The following is a 20,587-nucleotide window of genomic DNA, read 5'->3' on the forward strand; positions in this document are numbered from 1 at the left end:
ATAGCAGCCGGAGGTTTCAGCTGAGCGCCAATACCTCCTGACGCGGCGAATTTTTCTTCAGCAGTGATGGCGGGACGAAACCCGGCACGCGGCGCAGGGCCAGTGCGCGGTCTTCCCGCTTGGTCAGCCGCGCGCGGCAGGGTGGAATGTGCCGCATAGGAAACGAAGGGTCGGCGGCGCTGAGCAGCTTGCAGCGATTCGGCTCGCTCCAGATAAACCAGGCGTAATCGGTTGCCGTCGAGCCGTCCGGATCGTAGCCGCCAAGACACATCGGCACGCGCTCGACGAAGGGGGCGACGACGGTCGGCGGCATGCGCGAATAGACTTCGCGCCAGCGCTCGTCAGTCGTGAGCCATTGCAGCCGCAGCAGCAGCGCGACGCCGTCGACGCCATTGAGTGCCAGCGCCTTCGCGAGCATGCGCGCCGCGGGCACGAAGGGTGGATTTCCGATGATCCAGCCCCGCCCCCGCAAAGGCCAGGTGGCCGAGTCGTCGAAAAAGTCGGTGCGGGCGATCCCAAAGGCAGCAGTTGTCAGCGGCGCGCAACGAAACTCATGGTCGCGCGGATCATGCTCGGCCGGCAGCTGGGCGAGTTCGTAAATGTGAACGTCGCTCGCGTGGACGGTGGCATATTCTGACAGCGGCGCCGCCATGTGGCCGAGCCCGGCGCACGGATCCCACACGAAGGTGGGGAGCTCGGCGATGACATGTGGCAGGGCGATATCGAACAGCGCCCGCGTCGCCCATGGTGGCGTCGGAAACAGCTCCAAGTTCTCCCACACCGTGCCTTCCGATAGCTTGGCCGGCTTCTTCATCGCCCGAACGGCGCTGTGGCCTTTTGCGTCGGTCATTAGGCGCGGCCCGCCATGTCCGCGCCAAGCTCATCATTGATCATGCGTGCCGCGAGCATCGCGGCGAGAAATTTTGCGGTCTTAAGATCAAATCCGAGGCGAATGAACATCGACAAGTTCGATCCGTAGAGCTCGCGCACACTTTCGACGAATTCTTTGGACGGATTCGGCGGCGGCACGATTGATCTGGCGGCTTCCGTGATTGTCGAAGCGAGTTCTGTTTCCTGCTGATCATTCACGATCGCACCTCAAAGAGATTGCGGCGGTGTGCGATTGAACGGCAATCACGGTTGGGGGCCGCATCGCACTTTCCGTTTTTGAACTAGCTGCATTGCCCTCAGGATCCAGCCACATTATCTCGCGTCCCAATGGTTACGCTGCGCGGGATCTTGCTTTGCCGGCGGACCCGCGTCTGAGGCGACCCGGTTCACTCTTTCGAGAAGATCCGGCGCGACATGTCGACCGCGCGCGCCTCTTCTTCCTCGCGGATCAAATGCGCGGCGCTCACGGGCGAGCTCATGGCGAGTGTGCGAACGTCGCGCTCTTGTTGCTTGCGGACGGCGCGGAGCTGGTCGATTTCGCGCTCGCGCTTTGCGGAGTCGAGGCTGGGCGGAGGAGCTAAGAAATCGTTCGCGCCGGTCTTCAGTCGCAGAATCTCAATTTCTCGGCGACGACGCGCGGCTTCAGGATCAAGAGTTCGTTCGAGGATTACGGCGTCTGCATTGCATGGGACTGTCACGATGCTGATCTCCAGCAGCTGCCATTTTTTTACGTGCATGCCGCCGCCTTTTAGCGGCGCTGTTTCCATCGGGATGAAGCCAGGAGATACGGCGCTCACTACGCCTGCCTTCACCAAGGCGCACACCTCGTCAGCATCTTCGGAAACTCCCTCCGGGGCGAAGGTGATGAGCGCATCCACGCGCTCGGCCGAGACGTCGACCGTCGCGGTCCCGATCGGTTGCGTCCGGTTGTGATCGCGCAAGCAGATGGGGTTTTTTCGATACGCCGTAAGGTCGCAACCCATCGGCTCCATAACGTCGCCAACGCGATCCGGTGTCGGTGTAGAAACGACCACGCGAATTTGTCGATCGCCGACCTTCGCATTGCCGATGATCGCATTACCGACGAATTTGGTTACGGCCCGCCGCGGTGCGCATATTGTGGTTTCGTAAACGGATTTCCGCATTTTGAGCCCCCTGTCACTCAGCCGCATCAGCGCCGGCGGCGCCAATCTCGATAATGTCGGCAGCGCCGGAGCGAGCGATTTGATTCGCGACTTCAAGTGGTCTGACCGCTTCATCTCCTGGAACGCTCGCCATGCCATCGCCCAGGTCGACGCCAGCGCGAAGGAAGGCAATTTTCGCGAAGCCATAGGCGACTGGCCCATCGTGCCGCAGGGGTGCGCGCGACGGCGCGCGTTTGATCGACTCGCGGACGGGCTCCGGCTCGGCCGCTTTGCCCATGGCGACAGGCTTCGCGGAAGCAGGACGCGGCGCGGCTGCCGCAGCGTGCATGTCGGCGACTCGCTCGCGCTGCTGGCGCCAATTTTCCAGAGTTTCGCCAGAGATTACGATGGCGTTTCCGACATTTGGTGGCGCGACGACGAACGCCCGCGCCTCCCCGGAGAATCCGGCCGCGTCGAGCTGGCGGATAGCCTCTTGCAAATCGGCAAGGGGATCCAACACGGCGGCCATCGCTGCATCGAGCGCAGCGGCGCGCGCGTTGTAAATGTCACGAAGCTGCGCGAGAAGCGCGGCGCGCTCGCTTGACTGCAACGCCGACAGGCGTGCGATAATTCGCGGCTCGAGCACATCGAGGCGCTCATCGTCGAGGCAAATCTTTTCGAGCTCGCGATCGTGTTTCGCGATGACCGCATCTGCCGCGTCACTCCCAAGCGCGGCGCGCCGCTCGGCGATCACTTCGCTCTCGCGTTGGACATTCGCGGCCCTGGCGACGCGCAAGCGCTCGAGCGCCGCTGCGGCCTCTGATATCGTGGCAAGCCCTTCGGGTTTGGCGTCGGCGGTTCCGAACAATCGATCAAAGATGCTCATCGCAACTCCTCGCTTCATCCTCGGCAAGATGTGCACGTCGGAAATGCAATCTCGATAAAAAAAATTGCATCGCCCGTTTTCCGGGCCTTTCCTCGTCATAGCAGATCGAAAATCCGGCGCGCCGTGAGCGGCTTTCTTCCATTTAATTCGAAAATTTTGAGCAGGCCGCGCCGCTCATCTGATGCGTGCGATTCGTCGGCGCGCGGTGTCAGCCGCGCGAGGTCCTGCTCCAGTCGAAGCGACACAGCCGTTTTTCCAAGACCCGAATAGTTTTGCACAGCGGCTTCTCGAATAGCGTCGTCGCGCGCCTTCCGTCGCTCGGCACTCGTCATCGGCGGACGAAGACTTTCAACCTCGGCCTGAAGACTGCTGAGGCGCTGCGTCAGGGCCGAGGCCTCCGAGGCGTGCTGCCGCGAATTCGCAACGATCAATTCGAGTAGCGCGCGCCGATCGTCCCGCGGCATGTCGGCAAAGATTTGCGACCATAGCCTAGCCATCGACTTGATCTCCAAGGGGGAGTCCGAGCTGCGCCGGAGATGGCGACGTGCGCGCGCCGCTTGGACGCCCGGCGCCGAGACGTCGACCGCCATGCGGGCCTTTTGGCGTTGGCGCTTCATCGCGGGGGATCGCCTTGCGACCGGCGCCAGGGCGCTTGCCGCCGCGAGCGGATTTCTTCTTGTTTGATTGCATGCCCGCCCTTTGATTTATGTTTGAAAACAGGCTCCTAATCAAACCATTTGCGCTACAAAAAAATTTTGTGCGCATGACACCCCATGTGGTGCGGGGCCCCTTCGATCTCTGGGATTTTAACCCCACCCCCCCGACCGACAGATGCGATGTGCACGTCATCGATGCGCCTCCTTGATGTTCGGCTGCGCTTCTGGCGGCCACTCGGTTGGTCGCCTCAAGCCGGGCTTCGCGCGACCGTGAACGCGGCGCTCGTAAGCATGCCAGGCCTCGAGTTGCTGCGATCGGGGATGGAGGACAACACGCCGGTCTCGCTCGTGCGCTGGAACTGCCGGCGTGATTGGCTCGTCAGTGTGATCGAGCCTCACCGCTTCGAGATCGATTGTGTTTTCGGCGGCGAAATTCGGTTCAGATCTGGAGGCGAAGTAGGAATCTGTAAGCAGCAAGGCGACGCCGTTTTTCAACGTGGCCTTTGGCCTAGCGTATGTCTGCGATGCAGCCGACGCGTTTCGTGCTTGGCATGTCCACTTCCGCTCGTCGAAATAGGTGGACGCATGCGGCGGGTGTTGCCGACCGGCCATCGCGCTTTGGAAGATTGCAGCGCCTTGGATAGCGCTCTCACGTTCGCTCTCGCTCAGCCGGTGGAATGCAGTCCGTGCTTGCTTGACGCTCTCGCCCTGCCCCCACTGCCAGATGGCCTCGAAGCGTTCGAATGTGCTGGGCGTCGCCCCGAATGATGAAACCCCCACCTCCTCGCCAGGCCAAATACTGTCCGCTCCAGATCTGTTGGGGGAGTAGAGAGGGGGTTTACGGTCTTCAATTAACGGTTTTCTATTTACGGTATTTGTAGCCCCTATAGGGGGCGCCCTCCCCGCCCCGTATTGGGGCTGGGGGGTAGCCCCTATAGGGGGCTGGGTATCCTCTGACCCCGCCCCGTATAAGGGCTGGGGGGTAGCCCCTATAGGGGGCTGGTTACTGCCATCGAAGTAGCGGTCGGCGATCCGATAGCGGGTCGTCTCGCCGGCCTTTCGCTCTGCCGCGAGGTAGCCGCGCTCCAAGAGCGCATAGAGCGCGCTTCGCACTTTGCTTTCGCTGGAAACGCCAAGCTGTTCGCACATAAATTTTGTCGATGGCCACGCGACGCCGCCGTGCTCGGGGCGCATGTGAATTCCGACGAATATGCCTATGAGGCGCAAGGCGAGCTTGCTGAGCGCGCCATCAAGAGCCGTGTCACGGACGAGACTGAGTTTCGCGGTTGCCAGCTTCGTCGGATGAATGCTCATCACGCACGCTCCGACAGGAGGCAGAGCATCCTCTCGAAAAAACGTCGACGCGCCAGAGGGCCGGCATCGCGCCATGCTTTCTCGAGCGCGTGAAGCTCCGGCGCCCACTGCGCACGCGCCGCCATGCCGAGCTTGGTCCGCTCGCTAATTCGCTTGCGCACTTCAGGCGAAGCCATCGCCGCCTTCGTGCGCGCCGAGATGAGTTCGCGACGTTCGGCCGACATCATCGGGCGCGCTCCGCTCGCCGCGCGCCCATTCTCCCCACTGCGGCTAGGTAGGTAAGGAGCGATTGGAGCCCGCCGCCGGAAGCGCCCGTCGCGACGTCGCGCCAGCGCCCGGTTAGGCGGTTCTTGCTCGGCAAGCCTTGCGACGTGTCGGCGATAGCTCTATCGTCCGAATTGCCTTCAGCGAGCCTGCATGAAATTGCATTCGGAGCCCCGCCGGTCGACGCCGGCGGGCTCTTTGCTGTCCGAGGCATGGCCGATCACGCGGCCTGCGTGTCGGAAGTGCTGGTCTGCGGCTCGCCAATTTTCGCGATAGCCCACTCGTCGAGCTTCGCGGGTTCATACAGCGCGGCACCGAAACCTTTGCGAAACTCAGGTCCGCCGCCAACCGAGGCGAGCTTGGCTAGCGTCTTTTCCGAGCCAAATCCGAATTTTGCTTTCAGATATTCGCCGGCGGCCTTGCGGCGAAGAAAATGTGCGTTGCTCATGAGCTATTCCCGATCAATCGGCCCCGTCAGGCGGGGAACAGCCCTGCAATTTAAACATATTGATTCTCTTGTAAGGTGCAAAATACCCCTATTTAATTTTCCCTTTTTTTTTATGGCGATAGAGCATCTTCAATTCTGAGACAGTCCAACTGTCGAAACGTCGTTGACCGGCTCTAACGAGCGCCTGGTCGGGATCTTCACCGCTGGCGAAGGCTGCATCGACTTCCGCAACGAAGGGCGCAATGTTGCGGATATTGTCTTTGAAGCCATCTCTAAAAATCCTCTTGATCTGATCCATCGTAAGTCCGTCCAAAGCTGCAAACTCCGTCATGGCGTCGAGGATCGGGCTGCTCGAGCCCATAAGTTCATACTCTGCAGCCATCATTATAACCGATGCAGAAATGCCCCATGATGATTCCTTGAGTTTTTTCGGTTTTGCTTTGGCCTCGTAAAGCCGGTGGATATCTATAGCTTGAACTATTCTCTTTGCCGCCAGTTTTTGCAGATATGAGTCAGCTCTTCCAGTAGAAAGATCCCGAGTTAACTCCTCTTCCGGCCACCCGCCGCGATCCTCCACTAGGCAATAAAATCTCTTGTCCAGATACCAGTTACTCCACGGCCGACCTCGTGAATTTAGAGAGACGCCGGGTGGCAAACGCCGTCGCCAAAGGTGTGGAATGACAAAAGCGGCGTGCCTTTGCAGGACGGCGGAGGCTTCGCCGCTCGCGAGAGCCTTGACAATTTCCTGCACGGACGGCGCTTGGCGAGGCGCGGTGGTCACGGAAGCCCCTTGCTCCCGTCCATCGCCGCCGCAATCGTCGCGCCGATCGCGTCGACCGCGCGCCGCAGCGGGTCTGAGTCGAGGTGAGCATAGCGCTGCGTCGTCGCCGCCTGCGAATGTCCTAAGAGCTTTCCGACGATCGGCAGCCCGAGCGACGCGCCTGCCCCAAAGCTGGCGAAAGAATGGCGCAAGTCGTGAAGACGGACGCCTTCAAGCTTTGCGGCGCGTTTCACGGCCGCCCATGGCTTCGCGAGGTCGGCTCGCGGCGCGCCTTCCTTTACGCCGGCGATGATGTGCGGATTGCCCTCGACCCTCGGAAGCGACGCGAGCACAGCCTGCGCCGCCGCCGACAGATAGATCGGCTTCCTGCCAGTCTTCGAATCCGGCAGGAAGAGTATGCCGCGCTCGAAATCGACTTGCTCCCATTTCGCTCCAAGAATTTCGCGCAGACGGGCGCCCGTCAAAAGCAGCAGGCGAATCGCCGCGACGGCGAAGGCGTCGAGCTTCACGCGCCTGTTTTCGCTTTTGGGCGCGTGCTTTGCCGTCGGCCGTGTTTCATCGATCGCATAGGGCAATCCGAGGGCCTCGCCCTCTTCCAATGCGACGCCGAGCCGCGCTAATTCTACCGTAGTAAGAAAGCGCTCGCGGCCTTGCTCGCGATAGCGCTCGATCCCGCGCACGGGGTTTGCATCGGCTTCGACGTCGCCGACCCGCGCGGAGTAGCTCCATAGGGAGCCGAAAACCGCCAGCACGCGATTCGCCATGATCGGCGTCTCACGCAGATCGGCGCGCAGACTCGCGAGGTCGGCGCGCTTCACCTCACGAATAAGCGATCGACCTAGCGCTGGGCGAATGTGCAAATCAACGATTCGCCGATATTCGGCCGCCGTCCTGGGCTTGCGCAGCTCGTCGACGTGATCCGCGAGGAATTCATCGGCGACCGCGTTGACGGTCCGGGCCGCGCGCCGTTCGCGCCTTTCGGCCGCGGGATCTTCGCCATGAGCGACGCGGCCGAGGATGCGCGCCGCTTGGGCGCGGGCCTTTTCCGGCGTGAAAGGGCCATGTGGCCCGATCTTCACGCGCTGCGAGCGGCCCTCTCGCCGGAACTGCGCAACGTAGGTCTTTTGGCCGGACGCCAGCACGTAGACGCCGAAGCCGCGCAGCACCGTATCCCATAGGAACTGTTGCGGCGGCCCCGGCGGGCGCCAGGTCAGCGCATCGACCGCGCGCTTATTGATCTTCTCGCGAGCCATCCCCCGACCGCCTGAAAGTGAACCCTCGCCGCCACTGACAGCGCGCAATATAAGCGCGGTATAAGCACTTGTAGGATAGTGCCGGAAAAAGGGAGAAAGCAACAGCCGTCTTGCGCGCCTGATTTTCTTGTGTTTATATAATCAGAGGAAGATCGAGAAAGAGCCGGAATGCCGTAAAGATCTGACTTTTAATCAGGGGGTCGTGGGTTCGAGCCCCACCGCGCTCACCAACATCATCAATCGCGGCGCTCTCCCCGTGCTCTGCTTCCTTCGGTTGATCGATGTTGGCCAGTCAAAGCACAGGCCCCGACCGGCTATCCGCGACCAGCCAATTCAAGCCGCCTGTTTCAAAACCGCGACGATCCGCTTAACCGAAAGGCCGTTTTTCCTGATGGCCAATCTCCCGCACCATCTTTGGGAAAATCCGCCAGAAAACTAACGTCAATCTTGGGCCACGTTCGCAGCCGCGCCTCGAGTCGCGCGACAGCGGGGCTGCCGGATCGCTACCGCTTCCCCAAATTAAAACTTTTCAGTTCCAACCCCACAAGCAGACATTGGCCCTAATTTGTTCGAAGCCAGTCCAAACATTTTGGAAGCAGTCGCTACCGAAATCATGTCCCCTGTAACAGGTCGAGCAGTCTCGCCAGCGGTCGGGGCCAGAACTAGGTCGCACAATTATATCGCGTTTGTCATAGAAAGTGGCTGCCGACGCCGACTGCGACGCAAAGGCGAGGCCGACAAGAAGCACAGCCGCGAGCGCCAACGAGGTAAGACGCTTTGGTGTCATGGCGAAGATCCTTCCGCTGGTGTCGATCATCGCCAGGTAGCGTCGACGCGAGCCTAGACAATCGCTGGATCCGCGCTAACCCTTGCTTGCACTTAGAAATTAAGGGGATGTTCCGCGCCTCAACGGCGCGTCTAGCGGGTAAGCGCTGCTAGCGCCGCGGTTCGGCGCGCTTGCGACGCAAATCGCTGAAATGCTTCGCTCATAAAAGCCACTCAAGTAGCGAAATCGCCGCCATGAGCAAGGCCGAACGGAGGGTCCTGCGAACAATTCTGCACGAGCCTCGTTCTATTGAGCGCTATTTCCTATTGTGAAACACTCGCCAGATTGTGCCGTTTCCGTCCTCGCTGACAAGCAAGGAACCATCGGGCGCGACCGCGACGTCAACTGGCCGACCCCAAACTCGTGCGTCGTCGACCACAAAGCCCGTCAGGAAATCCTGATACTCACCCGTAGGCCGGCCGTCCTTGAATCTCAGTCGAACGACTTTGTAGCCGGTTCGTTTCGCGCGGTTCCAGGAACCATGAAGCGCGACAAAGGCGTCGCCCTTGAATTCGGGCGGAAATTGCGCGCCTTCATAAAAAGCGATGCCGAGCGGAGCCGAATGCGGCTGCAGTAAAACGTCAGGGGTCGTAACTTTATCCGCTAGGTCTGGCCTCGCGCCGGCGTGACGCGGATCGGGATTGGCGCCGATGTAATACCAGGGCCACCCATAGAAGGCGCCCGGCTCCACTCGGGTCGCATAGTCTGGCGGCAAATCGTCCCCGAGCATGTCCCGCTCGTTCACGACGCACCACAAATCATCGGTGTTGGGACGCACCTGCAGTCCCGAGCAATTGCGAATGCCCCTGGCGAAGACGCGCTTGTCGCCGCCATTGGGGTTGAACGCCAGGATATTGGCGCGATCCTGTTCCGGCCCAGAACTGGCGCCAACGCCGTTTCTTGCCTCCAGCTCGGCGACTTCCGTCGGCGACGGACGGACATGGCCATCGGCGACATTGCTTTTGGAGCCAACGGCGACAAACAGCGTTTTCCCATCCGCCGAAAAAGCGATGTCGCGCGTCCAGTGGCCGGTCTCGCTTGCCGGAAGACTGGCGACGACTTCCGCTGGACCAGACGCTTTCAGATCGCCCTTACGGTAGGGAAAGCGCACGATCTTCGACACCGTGCCGACATATACAAATTTCGGATCGGGCCCCGGCGGATAAAAGGCGACGCCATACGGTCGTTCGAGATCGCTCGCGAAAATCTCGCTCTTTTCAGGCTTGATCGCGCCATCGGCGAGGCGGAAGACGCGCACACGTCCGGCCGAGCTTTCCGCGACCAAGATGTCGCCGTTCGGCGCCACGCGAATGACGCGGGGTCCGGTCAAGCCCGTCGCGAAGGCCTCGACGGAAAAACCTTCGAGAGTTTTTGGCGTGGCACCTTCGGGTCTTGCAACAACCTCGGAGCGCGACGCTTTTGGTTCGCTCGCCAAGGGGCGCGGCAGATCGTCCGGCGCGATCTTGCGCCATACGCCCGGATCGTCCGCATGCCAGTCGCTGAAGGCCGCAACGCCGATGCGACGTTCTACCGTCTCGGAACTGGAGCCGCTGGGAAATGTCACGCTCATCGTGAGCGCGAGGCCCAACACGCCAATGATCATCGGCTGTTTCATCATAATGCCGCTCCCGGCGCGCCGCACAAAGGCGCTTTAATTTTCATGAACCATATTTTCCTATAATCATAGTAGACGTCTAGGTCGTTCACGCCAAGCCGCTCGCTCGAAGCGGCGCGCCGCGCGAATGCCTCGCGTCGCACTCCTCTAGAGATAACTGGATAAATTCGTCACGGTAGTAGAGATCCTGCTCCCGCCAGTGGCGCACGCTCTTGCTATTTCATATCATATTGGTAGAGATAATTGAGTTCACCCGCCCAAATCTCGAAAGGCGGCTCGCAATGAATCCCGACGTCGCCGCGTCTCCTGATTCTCGGAATGTTTCAGCCCGGCCCCCATCCACCCGTCGTTGGATCATCGGCGCCGTGGTCCTCGCGATCATGGGGGCGGCGCTGTCTTACGGCTATTCCGCATTTATCGGGGCGCCGGTAGCGCCGGCGAAAGGCTCGAGTCGCGGGCCCTTGCCGCCGCGCGTGGCCGCAGCCGAAATCTCCAAGGGAGATTTCCCGGTCATCCTGAGCGGGCTTGGCACGGTGACCCCGTCCGCCACGGCGATCGTAAAAACGCAAATCGCCGGACAGCTCATCGAGGTCAGTTTCACCGAGGCGCAGTCCGTCAAAGTCGGCGACGCCCTGGCGCATGTCGACCCACGCGCGTATCAGCTCGCGCTCGCTCAAGCCGAGGGTCAATTGCAAAAAGACGTCGCGCTGCTTCAGAACGCCGTGCGCGATCTGACGCGCTATGAAACGCTCAACAGGAAGATGAAGGACGTCATATCCGGGCAACAGATCGATACGCAGCAGGCGCTCATCAATCAATATCGGGGCACGGTTGCGATTGATCGTGCGCTTGTCGATCAGGCCCGCCTAAATCTCAGTTACTGCCAGATCGTTTCCCCGATCGAAGGCCGAATCGGCCTGCGCCAGGTCGATCAAGGCAATTATGTGCAGCCGAATGATCCCAATGGCATCGCTGTCGTGACGCGGCTGTCCCCGATAACGGTGATCTTCACTCTGCCCGAAAATCGTCTGCCGCCGGTCTTAAGGAAGTACCGCGCCGGCGAAAAGCTGACGGTCGTCGCTTTCGATCACGAGCGGGCCGTTGAACTCGCGCGCGGCCGTCTCGTCGCAATCGACAACCAGATCGATTCGACGTCCGGCACGGTGAAGTTGCGCGCCGAATTCGCCAATGAAGACGAGCGGCTCTTTCCCAATCAATTTGTGAATGCTGAACTGCTTGTTGAAACGTTGCACGACGTCGCGCTCGCGCCGGCCGCGGCCGTTCAGCAAGGCGCGCAAGGTCCATTCGTCTATCTCATTGGACCCGACTCGACCGTTTCCGCCCACGCCGTGAAGCTCGGACCCGCCAGTGGCCAACGCGTCGTGATCGAAGAGGGGCTGAAAGTCGGCGAGCGCGTCGTCGTCGAAGGGGCCGACAAGCTCCGAGAAGGCATGATCGTGAGCCTTCCGTCGGCAGAGCCCCACGAACATGCCCCGATCCACCAAAGCACATCAGCAAAGAACGGCGCGTCGTGAGCGCGATCGACGTCTCGCGCCCTTTCATTCTACGTCCCGTTGCAACCTCCCTGCTGATGGTGGCGATTTTGCTCGCCGGGGCCATCGGCTACAGGCTCTTGCCTGTTTCGGCGCTGCCGCAGGTTGATTTCCCGACGATAGAAGTCCGAACATTTTATCCCGGCGCCAGTCCCGAAGTAATGGCGTCCTCGATTACTGCGCCGTTGGAGCGTCAACTGGGTCAGATGCCAGGGCTTACCCAAATAGCCTCGACCAGCTCAGGCGGCGCTTCGATCATTACCCTTCAGTTCAGTCTGAAACTGACTCTGGATATCGCCGAGCAGCAAGTGCAGGCGGCGATCAATGCCGCGGCGAGCTTTTTGCCGACTGACCTCCCAGCGCCGCCAATCTATGCGAAGATCAATCCTGCGGACGCGCCGGTCCTCACGCTCGCACTGACATCCAAGACCTTGCCGCTGACCGAGGTGCAGCAACTCGCCGACACGCGGATTGCGCAGAAAATATCCCAGCTTGCAGGCGTCGGTCTTGTCAGCGTCAGCGGCGGAAATAGGCCAGCGGTTGTCGTGCGCGCCAACGTCGCGACGCTCGCGTCCTATGGCATGTCGCTTGAAGATTTGCGGACAGCCATTTCGAGCGCCAACGTCAACCTCCCCAAGGGCAATATCGATAGCCGCACGCAGGAGTTTGCGATCGACGCCAACGATCAACTCAAAAGCGCGCGCGATTACGAGCAGCTCGTCGTCGCCAATCGGACTGGTGGACCCGTTCGTCTGCGCGATGTGGCCAAGATCCTAGACGGCGCCGAAAATCGTGAACTCGGCGCCTGGAAGAATCTAGAGCCGGCGATCATCGTCAACGTCCAACGCCAGCCTGGCGCGAATGTGATCGCCGTCGTCGATCAAATCAAGGCGCTATTGCCGGCGCTTCAAGCCTCGTTGCCAGCGACCCTGGATGTTTCGGTCCTGACCGATCGCACCACGACGATCAGGGCCTCCGTCGAAGACGTGCAATTCGAAATGTTACTCGCCATCGCTTTGGTGGTCGCCGTCATCTACCTCTTCCTCGGCAATGTCCGGGCGACGATTATCCCGAGTATTTCCGTGCCATTGTCCCTGGTCGGCGCCTTTGCCGCGATGTATCTGCTCGGCTATAGCCTCAATAATCTGACACTGATGGCTTTGACGATCGCCACGGGCTTCGTGGTCGACGACGCTATTGTGATGATCGAAAACATCGCTCGCTATTTGGAGAAGGGATTGTGTCCGCTTGACGCGGCATTGAAGGGCGCAAGCGAGATTGGCTTTACGATCGTCTCCTTGACGATTTCGCTGATCGCGGTTCTCATCCCGCTTCTCTTCATGGGCGACATCGTCGGCCGGCTGTTCCGCGAATTCGCCGTGACGCTCGCCGTGACGATCGTCCTCTCGGCCGTCGTGTCGTTAACGCTGGCGCCAATGCTTTGCGCCAAGCTGCTTTCCGCCAAGGACGTGGAAGGTCATGGCGATCGTCACGCCAAGGGCGACGGTTGGTTCGATCGCATCATTGACTTCTATGGCCTGACGCTGATGTTCGTGATCAACCAGTCTCGCGCGACCCTGTTCGTCTTCTTGGCGACACTCGGCCTGACCATCGCGCTCTATGCGACAATTCCCAAAGGCTTCTTTCCGGTACAGGACACCGGCTTGATCCAAGGCGTTATCGTCGGCGAACAAAGCTCGTCCTACGCCGCGATGACGAAGCGTCAATCGGCGCTGTCTGAACTGCTGCTCCAGGATGACGCCGTCGAGTCGATCTCTTCGACACTGGGCGTTGACGGCGACAATCGCACGCTCAACAGCGGCCGCATACTGATCAAACTCAAGCCAAGAGAAGCGCGAGATGGGTCAATCGCTGTGGTCGTGCGCCGTCTGCAGGATGTAGCAAAGCCGATGGCGGGCGTTTCCTTATATCTCCAACCGGTTCAGGATCTCACTATCGACGCCGGCGGCGGACAAGGCGAATATCATTTTGCGCTCCAAGACGCGAACGCCGTCGAACTCGCCCAATATGCGCCACAACTTGTGGATCAACTGACAAGCTTGCCGCCATTTCGCGACGTTTCAAGCAGCGCTCAATATTCCGGCCGCGCGCTTTACGTCGATGTCGACCGCGATTCCGCCTCGCGTTACGGCGTGACCGTCGCGACAATCGACAATACTTTATACGACGCCTTCGGCCAAAGGATCGTATCCACGATATTCACCCAGACCAGTCAGTATCGCGTCATCCTCGAAGCGGACACGAAGAGCTTCCACGGCCTCGACACTCTCGGATCGCTGCGCGTGCCGACGCCGAGCGGTTCAGAAATTCCCTTAGCGTCGCTTGTCACGCTGAGAGAGATCGCCGCGCCTCTCTCCATTGATCATTTGGCGCAGTTTCCGGCGACCACGATTTCGTTCAATCTGTCCCCCGGCTACTCGCTCGGCGCAGCGATGTCCGCCATCCGACAGGCGCAGGCCGATCTGCAGACGCCGCTAAGCGTGATCACCGTTTATCAAGGCGCGACGCAGGCGTTCAACGCTTCGACGGCCAGCACGGCGCTGCTCATCCTCGCCGCCATCGTCACTGTCTATATCGTGCTCGGCGTTCTCTATGAGAGCTACATTCATCCTATCACGATTCTTTCTACCCTTCCCTCGGCCGGCATCGGCGCGCTGCTTGCGCTGATCCTTTCGGGAAGCGATCTCGGCGTGATCGGCGTCATCGGAATCATTCTTCTCATCGGCATCGTCAAGAAGAATGCGATCATGATGATCGACTTCGCCCTGCAGGCCGAGCGCGACGACCGGCTCTCGCCGCGCGATGCGATTTACCAAGCCTGTCTTTTGCGCTTTCGCCCGATTCTGATGACGACTCTCGCGGCGCTGCTTGGGGCGTTGCCGCTCATACTCGGCGGCGGCGAAGGCTCAGAGCTTCGCAACCCACTGGGGGTCAGCATCGTCGGCGGGCTCATCCTCAGCCAGATACTGACGCTCTACACCACGCCCGTCATCTATCTCGCCTTCGACGGACTGGCGAAACGTCTTTCGTCGCAAGCGCCTGCGCCATCTTCCAACCTCGAGGTGAAAGCAAGCCGGTCATGAGCATTATCACAACGGCGATCGCTCGGCCCGTCGCAACGACGCTCCTGATGCTGGGCGTCTGCCTGAGCGGCACGGTCGCTTTCTTTTTGCTCCCTGCGGCGCCGGTTCCGCAGATCGATTATCCGGTGATTTCGATCTACGCGAGCATGCCGGGCGCCAGCCCGCAGACAATGGCCTCATCCGTCGCCACGCCGCTGGAGCGCCGGCTCGGACAGATCGCCGGCGTCACCGAGATGACCTCGTCGAGCTCGCTCAGTTCGGCGCGCATTTCGATGCAGTTCGATCTTGATCGCAACATTGACGGAGCCCAACGCGACATTCAGGCGGCGATCGCGGCGGCGCGAGCCGATCTTCCAACGAATCTACGAAACAATCCAATCTTCCGCACCGCCAATCCGGCGGAAGTGCCAGTCGTCATCATCGCGATGACTTCCGATCGGCTGACCCAGGGTCAATTGTTCGAAATCGGCTCGAACATTCTTCAGCAAAAGTTCGCGCAGATCGAGGGCGTGGGTCAGGTTCTCGTCGGCGGGAGCGCCCTGCCCGGCGTGCGCGTCGAGATCAATCCCAGCGCCTTATCCCAATATGGAGTTTCGCTCGAAAGCGTGCGCGTCGCGATTGCAGCAACCAATTTCAACGGGCCCAAGGGCGTGATCGAGGATGGCGAACGCCGCCTGCAAATTTACGCCAATGACCAGTCCCGGCGCGCGGTCGATTATCGAGGACTGATCATCGGCTATCGCAATGGCGCGCCGTTAAAGCTCGTCGATGTCGCCGAGGTCATCGACTCGATCGAGGATACGCGCAATTTCGGGATCAGCAATGGTCGCACAGGCGTGCAGATCCATATCTTCCGGCAGCCGGGCGCGAATTTCATAGAACTTGTCGATCGAATAAAGGCTCTCATGCCGCCATTGACGGCGGCTCTCCCGGCAGACGTGGAAATGCGGATCGTTCAAGACCGAACGCTCACCATCAGAACGTCGCTGCACGAAATCGAGTTCACGCTCGCGCTCACCGTGCTTCTCGTGGTGGCCGTTGTGTTCTTCTTTCTGCGCGACGCGCGCGCCACGCTCATCCCCAGCATTTCAGTTCCGGTCTCTTTGACCGGCGCCTTCGCAGGAATGTATTTGCTCGGCTACACCTTGAATAATCTCTCGCTCATGGCGCTGACGATCGCCACCGGCTTCATCGTGGACGACTCCATCGTCGTTGTCGAAAATGTCGTGCGGCTGATGGAGAACGGGATGGAGCGCACTCGCGCAGCGCTGATTGGCGCGCGCCAGGTCGCCTTCACAGTCCTAGCCATGACTCTGTCGCTGATCGCCGTCTTTCTGCCGATAATGTTCATGGGCGGGATTATCGGCCGAATGATGCGAGAGTTCGCGGCGACCCTGTCAGTTGCGATTCTGGTCTCCCTCATCTTGTCGGTTACAGCGACGCCGATGCTCTGCGCGCAACTCCTGAGAAGCGCGCAGCAAGCGACGAAGATGAGGATATTTCGCATAAGCGAAGCGGCGTTTGATCTCTTGCATCGAGGCTATGTGCGGACGCTGACCGTGGCGCTGAAGCGACGGCGCGCAACGATGCTTGTATTGTTTGCGCTGATCGGACTGAATTTCTATTTATTCAGCATCATTCCCAAAGGATTCTTTCCGGTCCAGGATACGGGGCGGATGCGCGGGGCCATTGTCGCCGACCAAAGCGTTTCCTTCTCGGTGATGAAAGAGAAGCTCGAGCAATTCGTCGCCATTTTGAAGAGCGATCCCAGCATCGAATCCGCAACCGGCGCCATTGGCGGAACCTTTGGACCGGGCGGCTCGGTAAATGTCGCCGACCTGCTCGTCACGCTGAAACCGCTGCGCGAGCGCGGAGTTTCCGCGGACAAGATCATGGCGCGGCTTCGCCCGAAATTGGCGCAGGTCAGCGGCGCGCAGGTCTTTCTTCAGTCTGTTCAGGACATTCGCATTGGCGGGCGTTCGAGCAGCGCGCTCTATCAATATACGCTTCAAGCCGACGATCTCGACGAGTTACGACTTTGGGCGCCGCGCATCACCGACGCGTTACGCAAGAGTCCCGTCCTGCTCGACGTCAACTCCGATCAACAGGACAAGGGCCTGAGGACTGAGGTCGTCGTGGATCACGAGACGGCCGCCCGGCTCAACCTAACGGCAAGTCAGATCGACAACACACTCTATGACGCATTCGGACAACGACAGGTCTCGACGATCTATGAACCCTTAAACCAGTATCATGTCGTGATGGAGGTCGCGCCAAACTTCCGGGAAACGCCGAACGCTCTGTCGGAGCTTTTCATCGGCGCGGGTCGTGCGCCAGTTGCGCGCGTCGCCAACGCTTCGGCCGAACGCATGATTCCGTTTGCCGCTTTCAGTTCGCTCAATGCTGGACCGACGCCGATGCAGGTCAATCATCAGGGTCATCAGCCGGCCGTGACGATTTCCTTCAATCTCGCCGAGGGCAAATCCTTGAGCGACGCTGCCGCAGCCATCAAGGGGACGATGCTCAACATGGGCGCGCCCGCCGGCATCCATGGCGCTTTTGCTGGGAACGCGGCGGGCTATCAGGACGCGCTCGCGAACCAGCCGGTCATGATCGCGGCCGCGCTCGCCGCAGTCTATATCGTGCTGGGAATGCTCTATGAGAGCTTCTTTCATCCGCTCACGATCCTCTCGACGCTGCCCTCTGCGGGCGTCGGCGCGGCGGCGGCGCTAATGCTGTGCGGAACGGATCTCAGTATTATCGCGATGATTGGCGTTCTGCTTCTGATCGGCGTTGTCATGAAGAACGCGATCATACTCGTCGATTTCGCCATTGACGCCCGGCGCTCGCGCGGATTTTCCGCCGAAGACGCGATTGCAGACGCCTGTTCGTTACGGTTTCGCCCGATTCTGATTACGACCTTGGTCGCCATCATGGGGGCTGCGCCGCTCGCCATCGGTTCCGGCGAGGGCGCCGAAATGCGTCAGCCGCTCGGCGTCGCGATCATTGGCGGATTAATCGTCAGCCAACTCCTCACGCTTTACACGACGCCCGTGGTCTTTCTCTATGTTGATCGTCTCGCGCGCCGAGTCGGCGCATTGCGCGCCGCCGTTGTTCCGCACGAACGCGTCGAGGCGTAATCCGTTGCCCGGATATCCGAGCCGCACGCCGCGTCCAGCGGATATTATCCGACTCCGCAAATAGATTTTAAATTTGCCGCCAGCCGACAAACTAGTTGACCACACTGATGAGCACCCTTATAAATCTACTTAGTAAGTATGATTAAGAGGAGCAGCCATGCGGCGTCATTCCTTGGCCTTACGCGGTCTGACAATTGCGGTCTCTTTCACGGCGCTATCGGCGCAGGCGGCGTCGCTTCAGGAAGCGGCCAGCGCCCTTAGCGTCTCAAATCTCAAGTCGCTCGAATTTTCGGGGTCCGGTCATTGGTATCAATTTGGCCAAGCGCCGACGCCCGGCGCGGCATGGCCGCAGTTCGACGTCAGCAGCTATGTCGCCAAACTCAATTTCGAGGCGCCGAGCGCGCAAGTGTCGCTGACGCGCATCCAAACGATCGAGCCGGGACGCCAACGTCCAACGCCGACAGAGCAAAAACTCAACTGGTTCGTCAGCGGCGACAAAGCATGGAACGTCGCACCGCCTCAAAACTCGCCGCCCGGAACAGCGCCGGTCGCGACGGCGCAGCCCGCAACAGTCGAAGAGAGGACCGCCGAAATCTGGGCGACGCCGCAGGGATTCATCAAGGCGGCGCTCGCCAATAACGCCAAGTCGGAAGCGTCCGGCGTCGGCGTCGAGGTTTCATTCAACGCCGGCGCGCATCGCTATGTCGGTCAGATCAACGCGAGTAATCAGGTCGAATGGGTGCGGACTTGGATCGACAGTCCCGTGCTCGGCGATACGCTCGTCGAGACGAAATACAAAGACTACAAGGATTTCGGCGGCGTCCAATTTCCCGCGGAACTGACCCGCGTCGAGGGCGGTTATCCGGTCCTGCATCTCAATATCGCCTCCGTCAAACCCAACCCTGGGGTGGACATCGCGGTTCCGGAGAATGTCGCGAGCTTCAAACCGACGCCCACTGTCAACGCCGAGAAGCTTGCCGAAGGCGTCTATTGGCTAACTGGCGGAACGCATCACAGCGTAGCCATCGAGCAGAAAGATCACGTTGTGCTCGTGGAAGCGCCGCTCAATGAAGACCGCTCTCTCGCGCTCATCGCCAAGCTGGCCGAAATCGCGCCCAATAAGCCGGTTAAATATGTCGTCAACAGCCACGTTCATTTCGATCATTCGGGAGGACTCCGCACCTTTGTCGACGCCGGAGCGACCGTGGTGACGCATAAACTCGATAAGCCTTATTATGAAAAGGCTTGGGCGGCCCCACACACACTGCGGCCCGATCGCTTGTCGCAGTCGAAGAAGTCGGCGAAGTTCGAAACCTACGACGACAAGCATGTCTTGTCCGACGGCTTCCGCTCAATCGAAATTCACCGCATCGCCGGCAATGGCCATAGCGACGAACTGGCGCTCGTCTACTTGCCGACAGAGAAGATTTTGGTTGAAGCCGACGCTTACACGCCCACGGCAAAGGAAGCGCCGCCGCCGAAGACCGTCAATCCCTATTCAGTCAATCTTTATGAGAACATTCAAAAGCTCAAACTTGATGTGACGCAAATTGCAGGGCTTCACGGCCCGCGCATCGTGACTTTGGCGGACCTGCGCACAGCGATCGGTCAACCAACGCTCGCGCAATAGATCACGACGCGAATCCCTTCATTTCCCTCTCTCTTCATTTTCCCTCTCTCTTGGCAAACTGCCGCCCTTCGGGGCGGCTTTTTTTTGCCGATCGGCTTAGTCAGATTCCGCCGCCATTATCAAAACTGTCGCTGCGCGCCTTCGCCTGCGTGATGTTGCTGCCGGGTGGCACGCTTTGCGTCAGCCAGACATTGCCGCCGATGGAGGAGCCGCGGCCGATCGTTATGCGGCCGAGGATCGTCGCGCCAGCGTAAACCACGACGTCGTCTTCGAGAACGGGATGACGCGCTTTTCCCTTGATGAGCGCGCCGGCTTCGTCTGTTTCGAAACGCTTGGCGCCGAGCGTAACCGCTTGATAGAGACGCACATGTTTGCCAATGCGCGCCGTCTCTCCGATCACCACGCCCGTGCCGTGATCGATAAAGAAGCTCTCATCAACCTCGGCGCCCGGATGTATATCGATGCCTGTCTCCGAGTGCGCAATCTCGGCTATGATGCGCGCCAGCATCGGAGCGCCGAGGATATACAGCTGATGCGCGAGACGATGCCGGATGACCGCGGCGACGCCAGGATAGCAAAAGATGATTTCGTCGTGAGTGCGCGCCGCTGGATCGCCTTTGAAAGCGGCTCGGATATCGCTGTCGAGGAGTGCGCGCACCTTGGGGAGAGACTGCGCGAAGGCCGCGGTTATTTCCGTCGCGCGCGCTGCGTCATCGATTGTGGGCGTCTCGCTCGCATGCGCGTTGAGCTTCAACTCGCGGCGAATCTGCTCCTCGAGAGAGCGCAACGTCTTGTCCAGGACATAAGTAAGAAATCCGTCGACGCTATTTGGCGTGAGTTCAGGCGGCCCGAAATGACGCGGATAAAGCGTCGAGACAAGGCCAGCGACGATCGCGCGAGTCTCTTCCCGTGAGGGAAGCGCGGGCAGCACGCCATTGCGATAGCGGCTTTTTTGAGAGGCGGTGCGCAAAGCCCGCAACTCCGCGACAATCTTTCCGACTCCCATCTGATCTTGAAGAGGAGCGACAGGAGCGTCTTGCGCTGTCATCGAATTAGTCCATGCGTGGTGAATGAAGGCGCGCCGGCGCACGTGGCGCCGGCG

16 protein-coding genes are annotated in these 20,587 nt (G+C 60.2%); 4 read left to right on the forward strand and 12 right to left on the reverse strand.

What is annotated here, in order from left to right:
• Positions 1-16: 16 nt before the first annotated feature.
• From ACPS74_RS07795 to ACPS74_RS07845, 11 genes are all read right to left on the reverse strand, one after another.
• Positions 17-814 (reverse strand): hypothetical protein, encoded by a 798-nt coding sequence (locus ACPS74_RS07795; RefSeq protein ID WP_157055220.1) that lies wholly within the window; start codon positions 812-814, stop codon positions 17-19.
• Between the two features lie 35 nt (positions 815-849).
• Positions 850-1,089 (reverse strand): hypothetical protein, encoded by a 240-nt coding sequence (locus ACPS74_RS07800; RefSeq protein WP_029649546.1) that lies wholly within the window; start codon positions 1,087-1,089, stop codon positions 850-852.
• 188 nt (positions 1,090-1,277) lie between these two features.
• Complete coding sequence (locus tag ACPS74_RS07805) at positions 1,278-2,036, reverse strand: HK97 family phage prohead protease (RefSeq protein WP_162231968.1); 759 nt, start codon at positions 2,034-2,036, stop codon at positions 1,278-1,280.
• 13 nt (positions 2,037-2,049) lie between these two features.
• Complete coding sequence (locus ACPS74_RS07810; RefSeq protein ID WP_162231967.1) at positions 2,050-2,901, reverse strand: hypothetical protein; 852 nt, start codon at positions 2,899-2,901, stop codon at positions 2,050-2,052.
• Between the two features lie 95 nt (positions 2,902-2,996).
• The gene (locus tag ACPS74_RS07815; RefSeq protein WP_157055219.1) at positions 2,997-3,332 is read right to left on the reverse strand and encodes a hypothetical protein; all 336 of its coding nucleotides are present in this window, start codon (positions 3,330-3,332) and stop codon (positions 2,997-2,999) included.
• A gap of 414 nt (positions 3,333-3,746) precedes the next feature.
• Complete coding sequence (locus ACPS74_RS07820; protein WP_029649535.1) at positions 3,747-4,871, reverse strand: hypothetical protein; 1,125 nt, start codon at positions 4,869-4,871, stop codon at positions 3,747-3,749.
• A complete protein-coding gene (locus ACPS74_RS07825; protein WP_029649529.1) occupies positions 4,871-5,098 on the reverse strand; it encodes a hypothetical protein in 228 nt (75 codons plus the stop codon). The genes ACPS74_RS07820 and ACPS74_RS07825 overlap by 1 nt, the downstream gene beginning before the upstream one ends.
• 257 nt (positions 5,099-5,355) lie before the next feature.
• The gene (locus ACPS74_RS07830) at positions 5,356-5,583 is read right to left on the reverse strand and encodes a hypothetical protein (protein WP_029649527.1); all 228 of its coding nucleotides are present in this window, start codon (positions 5,581-5,583) and stop codon (positions 5,356-5,358) included.
• An 88-nt stretch (positions 5,584-5,671) separates the two neighbouring features.
• Positions 5,672-6,364 (reverse strand): hypothetical protein, encoded by a 693-nt coding sequence (locus tag ACPS74_RS07835; RefSeq protein WP_157055218.1) that lies wholly within the window; start codon positions 6,362-6,364, stop codon positions 5,672-5,674.
• Positions 6,361-7,617: a site-specific integrase gene (locus ACPS74_RS07840; protein ID WP_029649524.1), complete on the reverse strand. Its 1,257-nt coding sequence runs from the start codon at positions 7,615-7,617 to the stop codon at positions 6,361-6,363. Before ACPS74_RS07840 ends, ACPS74_RS07835 begins: the two co-directional genes overlap by 4 nt.
• A 1,082-nt stretch (positions 7,618-8,699) precedes the next feature.
• Positions 8,700-10,061, reverse strand: coding sequence for a PQQ-dependent sugar dehydrogenase (locus ACPS74_RS07845; protein WP_029651668.1), 1,362 nt, complete (start codon positions 10,059-10,061; stop codon positions 8,700-8,702).
• Positions 10,062-10,339: 278 nt separating this feature from the next.
• Here ACPS74_RS07845 and ACPS74_RS07850 point away from each other — a divergent pair, with 278 nt between their 5' ends.
• The 4 genes from ACPS74_RS07850 (at position 10,340) to ACPS74_RS07865 (ending at position 19,485) form a co-directional block, all read left to right on the forward strand.
• The gene (locus tag ACPS74_RS07850; RefSeq protein WP_051381836.1) at positions 10,340-11,593 is read left to right on the forward strand and encodes an MdtA/MuxA family multidrug efflux RND transporter periplasmic adaptor subunit; all 1,254 of its coding nucleotides are present in this window, start codon (positions 10,340-10,342) and stop codon (positions 11,591-11,593) included.
• Between the two features lie 56 nt (positions 11,594-11,649).
• The gene (locus ACPS74_RS07855; RefSeq protein WP_239755393.1) at positions 11,650-14,715 is read left to right on the forward strand and encodes an efflux RND transporter permease subunit; all 3,066 of its coding nucleotides are present in this window, start codon (positions 11,650-11,652) and stop codon (positions 14,713-14,715) included.
• Positions 14,712-17,855, forward strand: coding sequence for an efflux RND transporter permease subunit (locus tag ACPS74_RS07860; protein ID WP_029651665.1), 3,144 nt, complete (start codon positions 14,712-14,714; stop codon positions 17,853-17,855). Before ACPS74_RS07855 ends, ACPS74_RS07860 begins: the two co-directional genes overlap by 4 nt.
• Positions 17,856-18,012: 157 nt before the next feature.
• Positions 18,013-19,485 carry an MBL fold metallo-hydrolase gene (locus ACPS74_RS07865; RefSeq protein ID WP_029651664.1) on the forward strand — a complete coding sequence of 491 codons (1,473 nt, stop codon included), beginning with the start codon at positions 18,013-18,015 and terminating at the stop codon, positions 19,483-19,485.
• A gap of 100 nt (positions 19,486-19,585) precedes the next feature.
• Here the strand turns inward: ACPS74_RS07865 and epsC are convergent, their stop codons facing one another.
• Positions 19,586-20,533, reverse strand: coding sequence for a serine O-acetyltransferase EpsC (epsC, locus tag ACPS74_RS07870; RefSeq protein ID WP_029651663.1), 948 nt, complete (start codon positions 20,531-20,533; stop codon positions 19,586-19,588).
• Positions 20,534-20,587: the final 54 nt, after the last annotated feature.

The organism is Methylocystis sp. SB2 (genome assembly GCF_049817085.1).
Taxonomy (GTDB): Bacteria; Pseudomonadota; Alphaproteobacteria; order Rhizobiales; family Beijerinckiaceae; genus Methylocystis; species Methylocystis rosea.